The 16,160-nt window shown below is 69.5% G+C and carries 15 protein-coding genes and 2 pseudogenes; 9 read left to right on the forward strand and 8 right to left on the reverse strand.

Annotated elements, in window-relative coordinates:
* Window positions 1-97: 97 nt before the first annotated feature.
* The 4 genes from ACGF2Y_RS01865 to ACGF2Y_RS01880 form a co-directional block, all read right to left on the reverse strand.
* Entirely contained in the window at window positions 98-502 is a 405-nt protein-coding gene (locus tag ACGF2Y_RS01865) for a hypothetical protein (RefSeq protein WP_392942343.1), read from the reverse strand.
* A gap of 95 nt (window positions 503-597) precedes the next feature.
* A complete protein-coding gene (locus ACGF2Y_RS01870) occupies window positions 598-1,110 on the reverse strand; it encodes a DUF6302 family protein (protein WP_392942345.1) in 513 nt (170 codons plus the stop codon).
* Complete coding sequence (locus ACGF2Y_RS01875; protein WP_392942347.1) at window positions 1,107-1,646, reverse strand: DUF5999 family protein; 540 nt, start codon at window positions 1,644-1,646, stop codon at window positions 1,107-1,109. Before ACGF2Y_RS01875 ends, ACGF2Y_RS01870 begins: the two co-directional genes overlap by 4 nt.
* On the reverse strand, window positions 1,643-2,179 hold the full coding sequence (locus ACGF2Y_RS01880; protein ID WP_392942348.1) for an ATP-binding protein: 537 nt from the start codon (window positions 2,177-2,179) through the stop codon (window positions 1,643-1,645). Before ACGF2Y_RS01880 ends, ACGF2Y_RS01875 begins: the two co-directional genes overlap by 4 nt.
* Before the next feature lie 210 nt (window positions 2,180-2,389).
* Between ACGF2Y_RS01880 and ACGF2Y_RS01885 the strand changes: the two genes are divergently transcribed.
* Both ACGF2Y_RS01885 and ACGF2Y_RS01890 read left to right on the forward strand, forming a co-directional pair.
* Window positions 2,390-3,775: a Tat pathway signal protein gene (locus ACGF2Y_RS01885; RefSeq protein WP_392942350.1), complete on the forward strand. Its 1,386-nt coding sequence runs from the start codon at window positions 2,390-2,392 to the stop codon at window positions 3,773-3,775.
* A 75-nt stretch (window positions 3,776-3,850) separates the two neighbouring features.
* Window positions 3,851-4,342: a TrmO family methyltransferase gene (locus ACGF2Y_RS01890; RefSeq protein ID WP_392942352.1), complete on the forward strand. Its 492-nt coding sequence runs from the start codon at window positions 3,851-3,853 to the stop codon at window positions 4,340-4,342.
* A 316-nt stretch (window positions 4,343-4,658) separates the two neighbouring features.
* Here ACGF2Y_RS01890 and ACGF2Y_RS01895 read toward each other — a convergent pair whose 3' ends face one another.
* Window positions 4,659-5,174, reverse strand: coding sequence for a hypothetical protein (locus ACGF2Y_RS01895; protein WP_392942354.1), 516 nt, complete (start codon window positions 5,172-5,174; stop codon window positions 4,659-4,661).
* Window positions 5,175-5,575: 401 nt separating this feature from the next.
* Here ACGF2Y_RS01895 and ACGF2Y_RS01900 point away from each other — a divergent pair, with 401 nt between their 5' ends.
* The 3 genes and pseudogenes from ACGF2Y_RS01900 to ACGF2Y_RS01910 all read left to right on the forward strand — a co-directional run.
* On the forward strand, window positions 5,576-6,442 hold the full coding sequence (locus ACGF2Y_RS01900) for a helix-turn-helix domain-containing protein (protein WP_392942355.1): 867 nt from the start codon (window positions 5,576-5,578) through the stop codon (window positions 6,440-6,442).
* The gene (locus ACGF2Y_RS01905; RefSeq protein WP_392942357.1) at window positions 6,439-6,681 is read left to right on the forward strand and encodes a DUF397 domain-containing protein; all 243 of its coding nucleotides are present in this window, start codon (window positions 6,439-6,441) and stop codon (window positions 6,679-6,681) included. The genes ACGF2Y_RS01900 and ACGF2Y_RS01905 overlap by 4 nt, the downstream gene beginning before the upstream one ends.
* Before the next feature lie 117 nt (window positions 6,682-6,798).
* A pseudogene (locus ACGF2Y_RS01910) lies at window positions 6,799-7,067 on the forward strand (IS1380 family transposase); the annotation flags it as partial.
* Window positions 7,068-7,498: 431 nt separating this feature from the next.
* Here the strand turns inward: ACGF2Y_RS01910 and ACGF2Y_RS01915 are convergent.
* Complete coding sequence (locus ACGF2Y_RS01915) at window positions 7,499-8,950, reverse strand: recombinase family protein (RefSeq protein ID WP_392942358.1); 1,452 nt, start codon at window positions 8,948-8,950, stop codon at window positions 7,499-7,501.
* A 41-nt stretch (window positions 8,951-8,991) separates the two neighbouring features.
* Between ACGF2Y_RS01915 and ACGF2Y_RS01920 the strand changes: the two are divergent.
* Window positions 8,992-9,141, forward strand: a pseudogene (locus tag ACGF2Y_RS01920) (zinc finger domain-containing protein); the annotation flags it as partial.
* Here the strand turns inward: ACGF2Y_RS01920 and ACGF2Y_RS01925 are convergent.
* Together ACGF2Y_RS01925 and ACGF2Y_RS01930 are read right to left on the reverse strand one after the other, a co-directional pair.
* Window positions 9,114-9,500 (reverse strand): winged helix-turn-helix transcriptional regulator, encoded by a 387-nt coding sequence (locus ACGF2Y_RS01925; RefSeq protein ID WP_392942360.1) that lies wholly within the window; start codon window positions 9,498-9,500, stop codon window positions 9,114-9,116. The pseudogene ACGF2Y_RS01920 and the gene ACGF2Y_RS01925 overlap by 28 nt on opposite strands.
* Before the next feature lie 102 nt (window positions 9,501-9,602).
* Window positions 9,603-10,571 (reverse strand): CAP domain-containing protein, encoded by a 969-nt coding sequence (locus tag ACGF2Y_RS01930; protein ID WP_392942361.1) that lies wholly within the window; start codon window positions 10,569-10,571, stop codon window positions 9,603-9,605.
* Between the two features lie 235 nt (window positions 10,572-10,806).
* On the opposite strand from ACGF2Y_RS01930, the gene ACGF2Y_RS01935 reads away from it, so the two are divergent.
* From ACGF2Y_RS01935 to ACGF2Y_RS01945, 3 genes are all read left to right on the forward strand, one after another.
* Window positions 10,807-11,088 carry an acylphosphatase gene (locus ACGF2Y_RS01935; protein WP_392942363.1) on the forward strand — a complete coding sequence of 94 codons (282 nt, stop codon included), beginning with the start codon at window positions 10,807-10,809 and terminating at the stop codon, window positions 11,086-11,088.
* A gap of 436 nt (window positions 11,089-11,524) precedes the next feature.
* Complete coding sequence (locus ACGF2Y_RS01940; RefSeq protein ID WP_003965973.1) at window positions 11,525-11,737, forward strand: hypothetical protein; 213 nt, start codon at window positions 11,525-11,527, stop codon at window positions 11,735-11,737.
* Window positions 11,738-12,147: 410 nt separating this feature from the next.
* Window positions 12,148-16,011 carry an AAA family ATPase gene (locus ACGF2Y_RS01945; RefSeq protein WP_392942365.1) on the forward strand — a complete coding sequence of 1,288 codons (3,864 nt, stop codon included), beginning with the start codon at window positions 12,148-12,150 and terminating at the stop codon, window positions 16,009-16,011.
* The last annotated feature ends 149 nt before the right edge of the window (window positions 16,012-16,160 follow it).

Below are 16,160 nucleotides of genomic sequence, written 5' to 3' on the forward strand. Positions count from 1 at the left end.
GTAGATGAGGATGATCACCGCGAGGGCGAATGTCAGGATGCGGAGGTGACCGCGGTCAGGGCGCCAGGACCACCAGGGCCTGCTGCCGGAGGCAGGTCTACGCACAGCGGGCCTCCTGGTGCCGTGGGTTGTGTGGGCCGGGTGCCCTGCGCATGCGGGCGCGGGTGACCGCGGTCCGCTCCGATCCGGGGTGGGTCACCCACAGGCCGGTGCAGTCGCGGTAGCCGCCCGCGCCACAGCCCCGAACCCCGGCCGCGGGGACGCAGTCTGAGTGCGCGGCCATCCACCGGTGCACCGTGTCGGCCTCCACCGGCACCACGACCTGGCGGTGGGCCAGGCAGTACCGCACCGGCTCGACGTCCGTGCCGTCCCCGACGAGCGCGTTGATCGAGGGCAGGCCGAGCGCCACGCCCATCCGTACCGAGGCCGGGTCCGAAGGAAGCTCCGTGGGCGGCTGCTCACCGAGAGCGATATGCCACAGATAGTCACTGCGTAAGGTCATGAGGGTGGTCTCCAGCGAGTGATCGGAGCTCTGGTGCCGCGCCGTGGCGGGGATGGCCGGCGCGGCTCCAGAGCGGGGACAGGACGCCGCGGCTGTCAGGGGGCTTGCGCGGCGCCGGCCTCGACGGCAGCCCAGGTGGAAGTGGGCTGGCGTCCGGGCGGTGACTCGGGCACGGGAGACATGCTCCGCACGCCCGCGCCACGCCCCACGTGTCCGGCGGGGGGGCGTTTACAGGGCTCGTACCTGGGCTCCTCCCGCAGGCCCTGGAAGCGGCGACGGGCGTCCGGGGCGAGGCCTTCCGGTATCGGCTCCCCCCAGCGGACGACCTGCCCGGAGACCGTGACCTGGTTGAAGCCGGGACGTCCTCGCAGGGCGCCAGCGAGTACTTCGGCGAAGATCGGGTTGGCCAGGTCCATGAACCCGCCGCGGCGATCCGCGCCGACCGGGACCGCCAGTAGCGGAAGCCGGTACAGCGCCACGGCCACCGCGCCGAGCAGGAGGCGGGGGTTCACGAGCCTGGTCTTCCAGTACTCGTGGTCGCAGGCGGCCGACGCAGGAAGAAGCCGCACGCCCAGGAGCTGTCCGGCAGGCGCGGGGAAGGGGGTCATCTCGTCACCGCCTCGCGCGGCAGCGGCCGCCGCGGGCCGAAGACGTCACCGGACGGCAGGAGGTACCCGGTGTCCTCGAAGAGGATCAGCCCGTTGCACAGCACGCTCCACCCGGCCGCGGGAAATGCGACAAGGACGCAGGCCGCCAGGTGGTCGGAAGCGCTGGCGGGCGGGCACCGGGGCGAGTGCTCGCACAGAGCTCCCTCGGCGCGCAGCTCCCAGAGCACCGTTCGCACGGCCGTCGCGAACCTGGCCAACGGCATCAGAGCCTGGGCGTGAAGCTCCGGCACCAGGACCTCCTGTGCCCAGGCCAGCTCCATCGCCTTGGTCACAGCGCTGGGTCGGTCGGGCGCGAGCGCCCCGAGCTGCATGAGGTGACCACGAAGCCGGAGCATCAGGTCGTGGACGTCCTGATCGTTCTCGGGGATGGGGGCGCCATCCGCCAGCACCACCGCGAGAGTTTCCTGTGCGGCGGCAGCGACGTGCCGGGTGGTGGGGGTCGGGCGGCGTCCGGAGCGGATGCGGGCGAGGTTCACGACGTCACCTCCCCAGCAAGGAGGTCCAGCTCGAACCACACCGTCTTGCCAGCCCTGCCCGGCGCGGAGCGGCTCGTCCCCCAGCGTGTGACCAGGGCATCCACCAGGTGGAGCCCTCGGCCGCCCTCCTCATCCGTAGCTGCGGGCCGGGCGTGCGGCTGCTCGGTGGACGGGTCCTCCACCTCGACCCGCACGCGCCCGCGCCCGTGTGTGGCCCTCATCGAGAACCGGCCCTCCGGCCTGTTGCCACACCCGTACACCATGGCGTTCACCATCAGTTCCTGGGCGACGAGCGTGACCGCGTCCGCGCACTCCGACAGCCCCGCGCTCTGTAGTAGGCCGGCGAGCTGACGACGCGCTCCGGCGACGGCGTCCGCCCGAGCAGGGACCACCGCCGCCATCTGGAAGTCGCGCGTACGACAGACCGGCACACGGGCGTCTCGGGACGGAAGTCCGCCCGTTTCTCGGCCGCTTCGCACCAGCGAGACGGCGCGCGCCCCCCGGAGGCCGGCGATCGGGTACTGCACGTTCATCAGCTGCCCTTCCCGGCCCCCGCAGGAGCCAATTCCGGTCACTATCCGAGCTCGTGGGCATGACGTGGCCGATTCCGCTACGCCGCCTGGGGGTTGGAGGAATATCGTCCGTACGAGACAACCGCGTGCGAGGTCCGACCGGAATGCCAGCAGGACCAACGATGTGGTGCACGTGATGCAAGATCGTTTCGGGGACAGGGGCGCACACCCATGGGGCGCACACGCAACATCCGGCTGGAAGCCGTCATCCAGGAATGGGGCCTGTCGCAGCGTCAAATCGCTGCACGGTTTCGGGCTGTCGCCGCTGAGAACGGTGCCACCGAACTCCTGCGCTACGACCACTCCCGCATCGCCCGCTGGATTGGTGGCGCCACACCGGAAGGCCGCGCAGCGCATATCTTGGCCGAGACGCTCTCCCGCGGCCTCGGTCGCACCATCACGCTGACCGACATCGGGCTGGCAACGGACGACGCCGCCGACCCGCAGACGCCGGCGTGGAGCGTCGATACCCTCGCGACGCTGGCGACCCTCGGGAGCACGGACATGGACATTGCTCGGCGCCAGGTACTGGCACAGTCGGCCTACTCGGTCGCCGGCCTGGCCCTGCCCTCCGAAAGCTGGTGGCAGGAAGCTGCTGACCGAGCCCGCACTCGCAAGCCTCTGTCGAAGCACATAGTCACGGCCGAGGACGTCACCAGCGTGCGCGAGATGACGGCCTTCCTGTCCCGGCGGGACCAGCAGCGCGGAGGCCGGGGCGTAGGGCGTGCAGCCCTGGTCGCCTACCTGCGCACCGACGTCGCCGAACTCCTGGGGGGACGCTTCCCGTCCGACGGTCTGCGCCGGGACATGACGTCGGCCGCTGCCGAGCTCGCCTACCTCGCGGGCTGGACAAGCTTCGACGCCGGGGAACACCCGATCGCGCTGCGGTGGCTGACCCTGGCGACCCAGCTGGCCGAGGAGGCCGGCGACGCGCCGCTCGCCGGGCACGTGCTGCGGGCCATGGCCCACCAGGCCGTGGACCTGCACCAGCCCGCAGAAGCCGTACGCCTCGCCGAGGACTCTCTCTCCAGCCGCCGCTACGCCGAAGCCTGCTGGAGGGAGAAGGCCCTCCTCGGCGTCGTCCACGCCCGCGGACTGGCCGCAGCTGGCTACAAGAAGCAGGCCGCGGAGGCGCTCAACCGCGCGGAGTCCGACCTGGCGCGCGCCTCCCAGGGTGGCGACGAGCCCGCCCGGGTGTGGTTCTTCGGCGAGGCGAGTCTCGCGCATGAGACCGCTGCCGCGCTGCGGGACATGGGCGACCTGAAGGGTGCCGAGCAGCAGTTCAAGCGGAGCGTCCGCACCCGCCAAACGCCGTTCAAGCGGACCCACTCCGTGACCCTCGGATACCTCGGTGAGGTGCAGGTCCAGCAGGGGCAACTCGAGGCGGCCTGCGCCACGTGGCATCAGGCACTCGACACGATGACCGGGGTCCAGTCCGGGCGAGCCCGAGAGACCGTGGTGCAGATGCGCCGTGCGCTCGGTCCCGTCCTCCGTCGAGGCGGAGGCCCTGCCGCCGACCTCGATACGCGCGCACGTGCTGCCCTCGCAGACAGGTGACCCGTACGGTAAGAAAGCTCGGAGCGGAACGCGCATGCGTCGGCGCCGGAGGAGAAGGTCCAGGAGAGGGGCAGCGTGTTCGACCAGTACATCCAGGTGCCCGTGATCGCCACGGTCGTAGGGGGCCAGACCGGTCGCCTTGACGACTACAAGGGCGGAGTCGAGTCGGTCATCCGTGTCGTGCCGAGCATCCCGGAAAGTGCCCTGCAGGGCATCGAGGAGTTCAGCCACCTGGAAGTGGTCTGGTACTTCAGCCTGGGATCGGACAGCGACATCGAGCTCGAACCGCGGAGTCCCCGCGGAAACCCGGACTGGCCGGCCACCGGTGGCCTTGTCCACCGCAACCACAGGCGGCCGGCCCGGATCGGTATCTCCTACCCGCGCCTGCTGGGAGTAGAGGGACGGGATCTGCGCGTCACGGACCTGGACGCGGACGACGGCACTCCCATCGTCGACCTGACGCCGGTCTTCCAGGAGATGCTGCCCCGCGGAACGGTGCACCAGCCGCCATGGCCCGCCGACATGCTGCAGAACTACTGGAAGGACGCCCGCGAACGGCCGTCGTGACGTAGTGACCTCCAGCACGAATGCGGAACAGGCTCCGACGGCGTTGAACGTCACCGCACTCCTCCGTGCGTTTGCGGGCTGTGAAGGGCGGCCATGGGGTGCACTCGTTTCATCGAAGTGCAAGGGGCGCCCAGGGCTCGCACATACATGCAGTGGCCGCGGAAGGCAGTGCGGGTGCAGCCGACGCAGATCGGGACCGGCTCGAAGGTCACATCGAAGGCGCGCGACGTCTGCGGCAGCAATTTCGCAGCAGTCGGTGCGACGGCTGTGGCAGGGCTCATTGGGCGTCCCCGGCGGGCCGCGTGGTGGCCCGGCCTCACGACTTCGTCCCAGCGGTCTCGGGGGTCACGAGCGCGACGAACCCGCCATGCTTCTCTATGAGGTCGAGCTGGAGTTCGTACTCGTCCATGTGCGGGCTGATGACCGAGTGCGTGAGCGCTACGACCCCGTCGGCGAACCCGGCCCGGATCTGGTGATGCACGGCGGACCAGCCGGGCCGCAGTTGCGGATCGGTCACACCGAAGCGGTCCGTGAACATCTGAAGCGTGCTGAACTGCCAGCCCTTCGCAAGGGTGTAGTCCCGTGCCGCGTTACGGAAGTGCGCGGGCTCGCAGCCCTGCGCCGCTAGCGAATAGACGCACACTCGCGGGACACGCCCCGCCACCGCAATGCGCGCCAGGCACCGGTCGAGCACGTCGCGGCGGTCGTTCATCAGCCGGACCAGCGGGTACATCTCGACGCGGATCTCGTCGGGGTGGAACCGTGCGTGGAAGTCACGCTCCCGGTCTATCCAGCCCCTGCTCTTGTGGAGGGTGGTGATGCTCTGGCGCATTGCTGGCCTCGGCTCGTCAGGGGGCAGTATGGGGATGTCAGCGCAGTCCGGTCCCCGAGGGTCCCGGCCAGGCCTCATGCAGACTCGGGCTGCGTATGGATCCGGGGACACACGCCCCCATGGGGCCGACGGAGACAGGCTCCGGTGTGTCCTCCGCAATCAGCTTGATGCGCACGCTAGTTAACATTCAAGGGAATCCCCGTACGTGTACGAACTGGCATGTGCCACTGAGTGGACAAGGGGTGTTGCAGAGGAGACAGACCATGCCAAACTCTGGACATAGCCTTCTTCCTGACGGACAGGCATCTCGTTCTGGAGGACAGGGGCTTCGATCTGGCGGACAGCGCACCGAAGCGAGGGGACAGTTGGCAGCACGACGGGGACCGACGTACCTGCGGGTCATGCTCGGCAAGGAACTGCGTGAACTGCGCGAGCGGAAGAAGGAGCGCATTGAGGAGACGGCCGGGCCGGATGACGAGGTGGGCTCCTACACTGCCGAGGCGGTCTCCACTCGGCTCAGCTTCTCCCGGTCGAAGCTCAGCCGAGTGGAGGCCGGCGAGATTCCGCTGCCCAAGCTGGCGGACCTCGAAGCTCTGATGGACGAGTACGACGTCATAGAGCCCAGCGACCGCGACGTCCTGCTCCAGATGCAGCGTGATTCGCTCAAGAGCGAGCCTCTGACGACCTTCAGGAACGTGCTCCCCTCCGGGATGCCGCGGTACCTCGGCCTGGAACGCGAGTCTGTGCGCATCCGGGGTTTCGAGAACAACGTGGTGCACGGCCTGCTCCAGGACGAGCGGTACGCGAACGCCCTCATGGGGTCAGCCAAGATCGTGGAGGAGCGGACGACCGACGCGGTCGAGCGCAGCGTCCAGGCGCGCGTGGAACGCAAGACCCTGCTGGACGGCGGCCGAGAGGTACACATCATCTTGACCGAAAGCACACTGCGCACGAAGATCGGCAGCCCCGAGGTGATGCGCGCCCAGTATGCGGAGATCATTCGCCTCTGCGAGCAGGACAACGTAGAGGTGCAGATCATCCCCGATGACCTGTCCACCTACCGCGCGGGGTTCTGCTTCACGGTGCTGGAGTTCGACGAGCTGGACCCGGTGGTCCAGAGCGACGGCTACCGATCCATCACCATGTGGTCGAAGCCCTCCGATGTTGGGCAGTACCAGCGGCAGTTCGATGCCATGGTAAAGGCGGCACCGGGGCCCTCCCAGACGCCGTCATTCCTGATGGAACTCGAAGAGAAACTGTGGAAATGACTGATCACACGAAGCCCGTTCCCTCCACCGAGTTCGCGCCGGAAGGGTCGTGGTTCAAGTCGTCATACAGCGACCAAGGTGGCGGCAACTGCGTCGAGGTCGCAGTCCGGCAGGCACAGGTCGGCATCCGCGACTCCAAGGAGATGGGCGGTCCGACCCTGACCCTGCCCCGGTCCACCTACATCACGTTCATCGGCACAGTGAAGTCCGGTGCCGTCGGCTTCGGGGTACGCGACTGATCACCTGCGAACCGGAGTGTGGCGTGGTCCTCCCCAGGAAATGTGGGGAGGACCACGCCACAATCTTTGTTCATCGTGTACCCCGGGTCACGGAACCATCAGGACGTGACTCCGGAGCGTAGGGGCGCCTGGGTCGCCGAACTCGCCGGCGGCTGCCTGACCGGCTGGCCGAACGGGCTGCGGCTGATCGTGCGCAAGGAGAGGCCGCACCCCAGCGCCCAGTTGCGCTTCGCCCACACCGACGGCATGCGGTTGACATGCTTCGCCACCAACACGGCGGACGGGGCGATCACCGCCCTCGAACTGCGCCACCGGCAGGGGGCCCGGGCCGAGGACCGCATCTGCGCCGCCGCCCTACCGGCCTGCGCAACTTCCCACTAAGAAATAACGCAGACCATGGTGATCTCGCGAACGATCAGTTGACCGTTGCCCTCGGTGCTCGCACGACACCACCGCTTCGGAGCGCGATGGCAATGCGAGCCTTCTGCGCCTCGCTGAGCTTCGGCGCAGCCTTCTCGATTGCGCGGATGTGGGCCTCGTGAGAGACCGAACCGGCCGAGATTCGAGAGCAAGCGGCCTGGGTGCTGCGATTGCGCCGCGCAGCGGCAGCTTCGACGTCCAGCTCAGACACGGCAGACAACCCCCCCCGAGTAGCAGATTGCTTGCCGACTAGATCAAGCGGGCGGTAACAGTCGGGGCCTCATCCTCTTCTGTGCGCCAAAGCCTTTCGGTGCATCATCCATACCCGTTCGGAGTGTTGGCCTGAACGCCACTCTACACGACTCGACTGATCTATCAAGGGTCCTTTCAAATGGACTCACGAATGCCAGTCGATACGGATTAGTGACGAGTCGAAGCCCTTGGCGCCACTCCGGGACGGCAGGATCGTCACTGTCATCAACACCTGCAGGATGATCCGTTTGAGCTCGATGTCCAGCGCTTCCCAGGCCGCAGCCACGTCTGGAGCCTCTACCACCTCAAGGCCAGGGTTTGACGGCTGAGGCGCAAGCAGGCCGTCGATCTCGTTGAGACGACCACGAAGTCGAGCCGACTGCTCGCGGACCTTGTCAAAGCTGAGAACGCCGTCAGCCGCCAGTTCCGCCAGGCCGTCGAATCGCTCCTGAACAGCGACCCGCTCCACTCGCAACGCCTCGCGGTCAATCCCCGGATCGCCCGGAGGGGTGAACAGCTCGCGGGCGTCAGGCTGGCTCAGCCGCCAGACGATCCGATCCTCAACGAACTCCTCCACTGGCACGGCGTTGCGACTCAAGTGCTTGTGTGTCAGGCAGGCCAAGAGACGCCTAGCCTCGAACGTGCGCGCTATGCCATCCTTCCCGGTATACGGCGTCCGCTGGTAGTAGCTCGTGTAGACCTTCGTGCCGTCGTCGCACCTCCCACACAGCGCCGCCCCCGTCAGCAGATAACGCGGCGAGGTACCCCACGACCGCCGGCGTGACGGATCATCGAGCTTCATCTGCGCGGCCTCCCACACGTCTGCCGAGACAATGGCCTCGAAGTCGCCGGGGTATTCGTCGTCCGAGAGCCTCTTGCCGGCTGCGCGCTTCGTCTCGTCGGCCTCCCACTTCGAGAGGACGCCCTTGTACCGCGTTTGACGGAACAGGTGCCTGATGTTCTCGTTGCCCCATGGTCGGCCCCGCGCCGTGGTGAATCCCGCCTCGGTGAGGTTGCGCGCGACGTGAGTGATCTTCACGCCCGCCAGGAAGTCCTCGAAGGCCTTCTTCACCGCCTTGGCTTCATCGGGTACTTGATGCATGCCATCGGAGGTGTAGCCCAGTATCTTGCCACCGGTGAGGATCGGCTGACCCTTGAGCCGCCGCGTCTCGTTGGCCCGCTCCAGACGTTCCGTCTTACGTCGAATCTCGAAGCGAGCGACCGCCATGAGCATCGTCGCCCGGAACTCTCCGTCAGCGGTCGTCAGATCGATCTCGCCGTCGGCGGTCGCGACCTTCGCCTTCAGCTCCAACAGCGTCGCAAGGTCCTGCATCGTCCGCAGCATGCGGTCGAGGTCGAGAGCCGCGATCACATCGAACTCGCCGGTGCCGACCCGGGATAGCATCGTGTACCAGGCAGTACCTTCGCCGCGCTTCTTGGTCGCGCTCTGGCCGTCGTCGATGTACTCGACCGCGTAGAGCCAGCCGCGGGCCTCGCACAGCGCCTTGATGCGCCGCCTCTGTGTCTCAATTGTGTTGGACTCGCCGTCGAGGCCATCGGACTTAGAAACGCGGAGGTATGCGGCAACTCGGGTCATGATCCAAGAGTAGCCAACATGAACGTCAGATACTGTTCTAGTCCGGCTACTTCGACCGGTCGCTCGACGCCTACGGCCGGGAGGGCGAACCCTGCCACCGGTGCGGCACTCCGATGCGCCGCCGCGCCTGGATGAACCGCTCCAGCTACTACTGCCCGCGCTGTCAGCGGCCGCCGCGCGCCTCGTCGTAACGCGCACGGGCGGAGAGCACGTCGCCCATCCGCCCCTCCACGAGCTGGATCAGCCCGAGGAGCTTCTCCGTGACCTCGCGGCCGAACGGAGTGAGTTCGTAATCCACCCGCGGCGGGTTGACCGGCTGGGCCTCCCGCAGGACGAGCCCGTCCCGCTCCAGCGCGTGCAGGGTCTGGGAGAGCATCTTCTCGCTGACCCCGTCGACCCGGCGGCGCAGCTCGTTGAACCGGAGGCTCTCCTCGTACAGCGCGCCCAGCGTCAGGCCGCCCCAGCGCCCGGTGACGTGTTCCAGCGTCGAGCGCGAGGGGCACTGCCGGGAGAAGACGTCGAACGCGAGGCGGTCCGTATCGCTGTTCATACCAAAAGCTTACTCCCGCACAGTGCTCACCCCGAGGGAGCGCTGTGCGGGAGTAAGTGGGCGTACGGGGGACGGTCCGGAAGGCGGTCCGGCGCCGCTCGGTCAGAAACCGAAGTTCTGGACCCACCACGGACCGCCGGAGCCCTCGTGGACGCCGATGCCGATGGTCTTGTAGTCGCAGTTGAGAATGTTCGCCCGGTGGCCCTCGCTGTTCATCCAGGCCGTCATGACGGCCTGGGCGTCCGCCTGGCCGCGGGCGATGTTCTCCGCGCCGAGCCCCTGCACACCGGCCTGCGCGGCCCGGTCCCAGGGAGTGTCGCCGTCCGGGTCCGTGTGGTCGAAGAAGCCGCGGGCCGCCATGTCCTCGCTGAAGTTCTGCGCGAGCGAGGTCAGCGGAGCGCTGGTGGTCAGCGGGGAGCAGCCGACCTTCGCGCGCTCCTCGTTCACCAGCGCCAGCACCTCGGTGCGTGCGGTGGCGGTGGGGGACGGGCTCGGCTTCTTGCTGGGCGGCGGGGCCGCGGAGGTCTTCGGCGGCGCAGGGGCCCTGCTCGCCGGCGCGGTGCTCTTCTCCGGGGCGCTGCTCTTCTCCGGCGTGGAGGTGGGCGCCTTCGACTTCTTGGACGGGGCGGCGGCCGGCTTCTTCGACTTCGGCGTGGAGGGCTCGGCCGGCTTCGAGGGCGAGGCCGAGGGTGTCTTGGACGACGACTTGGACGGCGTCTTCGACGGGGTCTTGCCCGGCGCCTCGGGGCGCTCGCCGCCCCGGCTGGTGGGGGAGGAGGACCGGTCGGCCGGTGCGGTGGAGCTGCCGCCCTGCGTCAGCAGGTCCGGAGCACCGCCGGAGCGGACCTGGCCGGCGGCGGTGGAGTCGCCGGAGGTGGCGGTGCCCCCGCCGGGGAGCAGACCCGAGGCGACGGCGACCGCGCCGACGGCCACGGCCGCCGAGATGCCGAGAAGCCCGGTGCGGACGGGCACGGCGGACTTCTTCCGGCGTGTGCCCCGGCGTCGGGAATCGGCCCCGGCCGCGGGTTCTTCAGCGGCGGGGCCTGCGGCGGATCGTCGGTGGCGTCCCATGCGCTGTGCCTTCCTGATGCTCCGGACGCCGTTGCGACGTCACTCGACTGCCCCGTTGTCCGTTGATCGAATTCGGTCGCACGCGAAGCAGATGCCGCTTGATCGACTTTTCAGCCGACACCCGTCATCCGTCCGATACTCACCCGATCGAGTGAGGCTGTTGCGACGGGACTGTAGCCCATGGGCGAAAGGGGGCGACGTGCTTCGAGAGCAATTGGCCGGTTAGCGTTCGGGCATGAACGAAGAAGTGCGCCTTGTCGTCTGGGTACGCGGCCGAGTACAGCAAGTAGGCTTTCGCTGGTTCACCAGGGCAAATGCTTTGGAGATCGGCGGTCTCATCGGCTTCGCCCTCAATCTCGACGACGGCAGGGTGCAGATCGTGGCCGAGGGGCCACGTGAGAATTGCCACCGTCTGCTGGACTGGCTGCGGTCCGACGACACTCCCGGGCGCGTGGACGGAGTCACTGAGATCTGGGACACCCCGCGCGGTGGATACGACGGATTCGCCATCCGCTGATCCCGCCCCGCGCGGCCCCTCGGATCCGCTCGGTCAACGCCGCGCGCCGAACGGTCACCGGGGCGCCGGCCCGGCCCCCGCACCCGAAATGACCTGCGACGGGACCCGGCGCGGCCGATGGTTGCCAGATGCGGGATGTCGTGCAAGGCTGCGGCATTGACGAAGATCCGCATGCCCCTCGGGGTCCCGCAGGAGAGTCGCGCCGCATGATCGTCCGGCCGCGCGCCCCCGGGACACCCGGGTACACAGCGTGTGATCGTGTTGACCGTCAAACTTTTTGGTGAGACGCTGAAAACCCCGCGCACCTTAGCTGTTCGGTAGAGCTGATTAGCAGCAGAACCGCAGTGGTGACAGAGCCCTGCCGAGCACCGCGGGTGCGATCCCCTGACGACCCACACCGCATCGGTCGGTCACTCATTGTGGAGGACCATCCATCATGGCAAAGGCGCTTCTCGGTTACGTCGGCGGTTCCGACCCGCGACTCCTCGCCGAGATGCGACGGCTCCAGCAGCGCGTCCAGGACCTGGAATCCGAGCTCAACCGGATCCAGGACGAGAACGACGCGCTCAACGCCGCCGCCCAGCACCAAGAGTCGCTGCTCGACAGCATCGACATCGACGTACCCCAGGGCGAGCCTGCGCTGACCTGACCGTGATGGCCCTTCGGGCCGGTCGGGCCGGGCACGCTCAGTAGCCTCGGAACACCTCTGATACGTCCTGCGTCACAGATCGCCGTCCCGAACAACCGGGGTCCCACAGCACCGGGGACGTCGTTGTCCGGTCGTTCAGCGATGCACCGCGCAGGACCGCAGGATGCACCGCGCAGAACCGCAGCTGGATTCACAGATGCACCGGCAGTTCACAGACGCACCAGTGCACCAGCAGTTCACAGATGCACCAGCAAGATTCACAGGGACGCTTCGGCGTCCCTTTTTTCTTTGCCCGGCCCCCGCCCCGGACCGGGCGGCCCTCACCCCGGACCCACCGGCGTTCGCTTAACGTCTGATGTGCCCTGCACCTTCATCAGCGAAACCGAGAGCGAAAGGTAGAGTCCGGCGGCGTGCACCTCAAGGCCCTGACCCTGCGTGGTTTCAAATCGTTCGCGTCCGCCACCACCCTGCGGTTCGAACCGGGGATCACCTGCGTGGTCGGTCCCAATGGATCCGGCAAATCCAATGTGGTGGACGCGCTCTCCTGGGTCATGGGGGAACAGGGCGCCAAATCCCTGCGCGGCGGCAAGATGGAAGACGTGATCTTCGCCGGGACGACCGGGCGGCCCCCGCTCGGCCGCGCCGAAGTGTCGCTGACCATCGACAATTCCGACGGCGCGTTGCCCATCGAGTACGCCGAAGTGACGATCACTCGGATCATGTTCCGCAACGGCGGCAGCGAATACCAGATCAATGGCGACACCTGCCGGCTGCTCGACATCCAGGAACTCCTCTCCGACTCCGGCATCGGCCGCGAGATGCACGTCATCGTCGGCCAGGGCCGGCTGGACTCCGTACTGCACGCCGACCCGATGGGCCGCCGGGCCTTCATCGAGGAGGCCGCGGGCGTGCTCAAGCACCGCAAGCGCAAGGAGAAGGCGCTGCGGAAGCTGGACGCGATGGGCGCCAACCTGGCCCGCGTCCAGGACCTCACCGACGAACTGCGCCGTCAGCTCAAACCGCTCGGCCGGCAGGCCGCCGTCGCCCGCCGGGCCGCCGTCATCCAGGCCGACCTGCGCGACGCCCGGCTCCGGCTCCTCGCGGACGACCTGGTGACCCTGCGGGACGCGCTGCGCGACGAGATCGCCGACGAGGCGGAGCTGAAGAAGCGCAAGGACGCGGCCGAGGCCGAGCTGAGTGCGGCGCTCGCCCGGGAGGCCGGGCTGGAGGGCGAGGTGCGCCGGCTCGCGCCCCGGCTCCAGCGCGCCCAGCAGACCTGGTACGAGCTGTCGCAGCTGGCCGAGCGGGTCCGCGGCACGATCTCGCTGGCCGACGCCCGGGTCCGCAGCGCCTCCGGGGCGCCCGCCGAGGAGCACCGGGGCCGCGACCCCGAGGACCTGGAGCGCGAGGCCGCCCGGATCCGCGAGCAGGAGGCGGAGCTGGCGGCGGCCCTGGAGGCGGCCGAACACGCGCTGGAGGACACCGTCGCCCACCGCGCCGACCTGGAACGTGAGCTGGCCGCCGAGGAGCGCCGGCTCAAGGACGCCGCCCGTGCCATCGCGGACCGGCGCGAGGGGCTGGCCCGGCTGAACGGGCAGGTCAACGCGGCCCGCAGCCGGGCCGCTTCCGCACAGGCGGAGATCGACCGGCTGGCGGCCTCGCGCGACGCGGCGCAGGAGCGCGCGGTGACCGCCCAGAAGGAGTACGAGCAGCTCAAGGCCGAGGTCGAAGGACCGGACGGCGCCGACGAGGAGCTGGCCGCCCGCCACGAGGCCGCCAAGGAGGCCCTCGCCGAGGACCGGTCCGCCCACAGCGCGGCACGCGAGGAGGCGACCGCCGCCGATCGGAGGCGGGCGGCGGTGGCGGCCCGGCACGAGGCGCTGGCCCTGGGGCTGCGCCGCAAGGACGGCACGGGCGTGCTGCTCGGGGCCCGGGACCGGCTGGCCGGACTCCTCGGCCCGGCCACCGACCTGCTGACCGTCGAGCCAGGATACGAGATCCCGGTCGCGGCCGCCCTCGGCACGGCGGCGGACGCGGTGGCCGTCACGGACCCGGCCACAGCCGCCGACGCGATCCGGCTGCTGCGCGAACGGGACGCGGGGCGCGCGGTGATGCTGCTGGGCGCGGACCCCGCGGGCTCGGCAGCCGTCGGCGCGGACCCCGCAGATGCCGCAGCCGTCGGTCCGGATCCCACGGGCTCGGCAGCCGTCGGCCCAGATCCCGCAGGTGTCGCAGCCCTCGGCCCGGACCCCGCAGGTGCCGCAGCCGCCGCGGAGGCCCGGCCCCACCACGTACCGGAGCAGCCCGGGGAGCAGGCACACGTACGGGAAGAGGCCGCGCATCCCCCGCCCGCCGCGCTGCCCGCACAGGGTGCCGCCCACAGCGGCGCGGAACCCCAGCCGGCCGCGCGGCACGGCGGCCCGGACGCCACCGCACTCCCGAACGGCCGTGCCGGGACGACCACCGCCCTCGCCGCGCCCGCCGTCGCCGACCTGGTGCGCGGGCCCGCCGCGCTGGTCGGGGCCGTACGCCGCCTCGTACAGGACATGGTGGTCGTCGGGACCCTGGAGGACGCCGAGGAAGTCGTCGCCGCGCACCCCGGGCTGACCGCGGTGACCGGTGAAGGGGACGTGCTCTGCGCCCACTTCGCGCATGGCGGGTCGGCCGGGGCGCCCAGCCTCCTGGAGGTGCGGGCCTCCGTCGACGAGGCCGCCGCCGAGCTGGCCGACCTCGCCGTACGGTGCGAGGAGCTCGCCGAGGCCCAGCGGCTGGCGGGGGAGCGACGCACGGAGCGGACCGCCCTCGTCGAGGAGCTGGGGGAGCGCCGCCGGGCGGCCGAGCGGGAGAAGTCCGGCTTCGCCCAGCAGCTCGGCCGGCTCGCCGGGCAGGCCCGGGGCGCGGCGGGCGAGGCCGAGCGTATGACCGCGTCCGCCGCCCGCGCCCAGGAGGCCCTGGAGCGGGCGACGGAGGAGGCCGAGGAGCTGGCCGAACAGCTGCTGGTCGCCGAGGAGGCCCCGGCCGAGGAGGAGCCCGACACGTCCCGGCGGGACCGGCTCGCCGCCGACGGGGCCAACGCCCGCCAGACCGAGATGGAGGCCCGGCTCCAGGCCCGTACGCACGAGGAGCGGGTCAAGGCGCTGGCCGGGCGCGCCGATTCGCTGGACCGGGCCGCCCGCGCCGAGCGGGAGGCGCGCGCCCGTGCCGCACAGCGCAGGGCCCGGCTGCGGTACGAGACCGAAGTCGCCTCCGCCGTCGCCTCGGGGGCCCGTCAGCTGCTGGCGCACGTCGAGGTGTCCCTCGTACGGGCCGACCGGGAGCGGACGTCGGCCGAGGCGGCGAAGGGCGAGCGGGAGCGCGAGCTGGCCGTCGAGCGTGACCGGGGCCGGGCGCTGAAGGGGGAGCTGGACAAGCTCACCGACTCGGTCCACCGGGGCGAGGTGCTGGGCGCGGAGAAGCGGCTGCGGATCGAGCAGCTGGAGACGAAGGCCCTGGAGGAGCTGGGTGTGGAGCCCGCGGGTCTGGTCTCCGACTACGGACCGGACCAGCTCGTGCCGCCGTCGCCCGCCGCGGAGGGCGAGGAGATGCCGCAGGACCCGGAGCACCCCCGTAACCGGCCGAGGGAGTATCTGCGACCGGAGCAGGAGAAGCGGCTGCGGTCGGCCGAACGGGCGTACCAGCAACTCGGGAAGGTGAATCCTCTCGCCCTGGAGGAGTTCTCGGCGCTGGAGGAACGGCACAAGTTCCTGTCCGAGCAGCTTGAAGACCTGAAGAAGACCCGGGCCGATCTGCTCCAGGTGATCAAGGAGGTCGACGAGCGGGTCGAGCAGGTCTTCACGGAGGCCTACCGGGACACCGCCCGTGAGTTCGAGGGCGTCTTCTCGCGGCTCTTCCCCGGCGGCGAGGGGCGGCTGATCCTGACCGACCCGGACAACATGCTCGCCACCGGAGTGGACGTCGAGGCGCGCCCGCCGGGCAAGAAGGTGAAGCGGCTCTCCCTGCTGTCGGGCGGCGAGCGGTCCCTGACGGCGGTGGCGCTGCTGGTCTCGATCTTCAAGGCCCGGCCCAGTCCGTTCTACGTGATGGACGAGGTCGAGGCCGCGCTCGACGACACCAATCTGCAGCGGCTGATCCGGATCATGGCGGAGCTCCAGGAGAGCTCCCAGCTGATCGTGATCACGCACCAGAAGCGGACGATGGAGGTCGCCGACGTGCTGTACGGCGTGTCCATGCAGGGCGACGGGGTCTCGAAGGTCATCAGCCAGCGGCTGCGCTGACTCCTGACCGAATCATCGGAAGTTCAACGCACCTCCTGTCCGCTCCTTGGCTTCCGGATACCTCGTACCTGGTTCCTGGGCTTCCGGGCTTCTGGCTGCTCAGGGATGACCCCCGCTGTTTTGATTCGCTTCTTGAACACATAACCTTT

The organism is Streptomyces sp. NPDC048142 (genome assembly GCF_043202835.1).
Classification (GTDB): domain Bacteria; phylum Actinomycetota; class Actinomycetes; order Streptomycetales; family Streptomycetaceae; genus Streptomyces.

Bases quoted from the DNA above. Each gene is read 5' to 3' on its own strand.
- ACGF2Y_RS01905 (WP_392942357.1), top strand. From the start codon at position 6,439: ATGACTGATCACACGAAGCCCGTTCCCTCCACCGAGTTCGCGCCGGAA.
- ACGF2Y_RS01895 (WP_392942354.1), bottom strand. From the start codon at position 5,174: ATGCGCCAGAGCATCACCACCCTCCACAAGAGCAGGGGCTGGATAGAC.
- ACGF2Y_RS01880 (WP_392942348.1), bottom strand. From the start codon at position 2,179: ATGAACGTGCAGTACCCGATCGCCGGCCTCCGGGGGGCGCGCGCCGTC.
- ACGF2Y_RS01940 (WP_003965973.1), top strand. From the start codon at position 11,525: ATGGCAAAGGCGCTTCTCGGTTACGTCGGCGGTTCCGACCCGCGACTC.
- ACGF2Y_RS01885 (WP_392942350.1), top strand. From the start codon at position 2,390: ATGGGGCGCACACGCAACATCCGGCTGGAAGCCGTCATCCAGGAATGG.
- ACGF2Y_RS01915 (WP_392942358.1), bottom strand. From the start codon at position 8,950: ATGACCCGAGTTGCCGCATACCTCCGCGTTTCTAAGTCCGATGGCCTC.
- ACGF2Y_RS01935 (WP_392942363.1), top strand. From the start codon at position 10,807: ATGAACGAAGAAGTGCGCCTTGTCGTCTGGGTACGCGGCCGAGTACAG.
- ACGF2Y_RS01930 (WP_392942361.1), bottom strand. From the start codon at position 10,571: ATGGGACGCCACCGACGATCCGCCGCAGGCCCCGCCGCTGAAGAACCC.
- ACGF2Y_RS01900 (WP_392942355.1), top strand. From the start codon at position 5,576: ATGCTCGGCAAGGAACTGCGTGAACTGCGCGAGCGGAAGAAGGAGCGC.
- ACGF2Y_RS01925 (WP_392942360.1), bottom strand. From the start codon at position 9,500: ATGAACAGCGATACGGACCGCCTCGCGTTCGACGTCTTCTCCCGGCAG.
- ACGF2Y_RS01870 (WP_392942345.1), bottom strand. From the start codon at position 1,110: ATGACCCCCTTCCCCGCGCCTGCCGGACAGCTCCTGGGCGTGCGGCTT.
- ACGF2Y_RS01865 (WP_392942343.1), bottom strand. From the start codon at position 502: ATGACCTTACGCAGTGACTATCTGTGGCATATCGCTCTCGGTGAGCAG.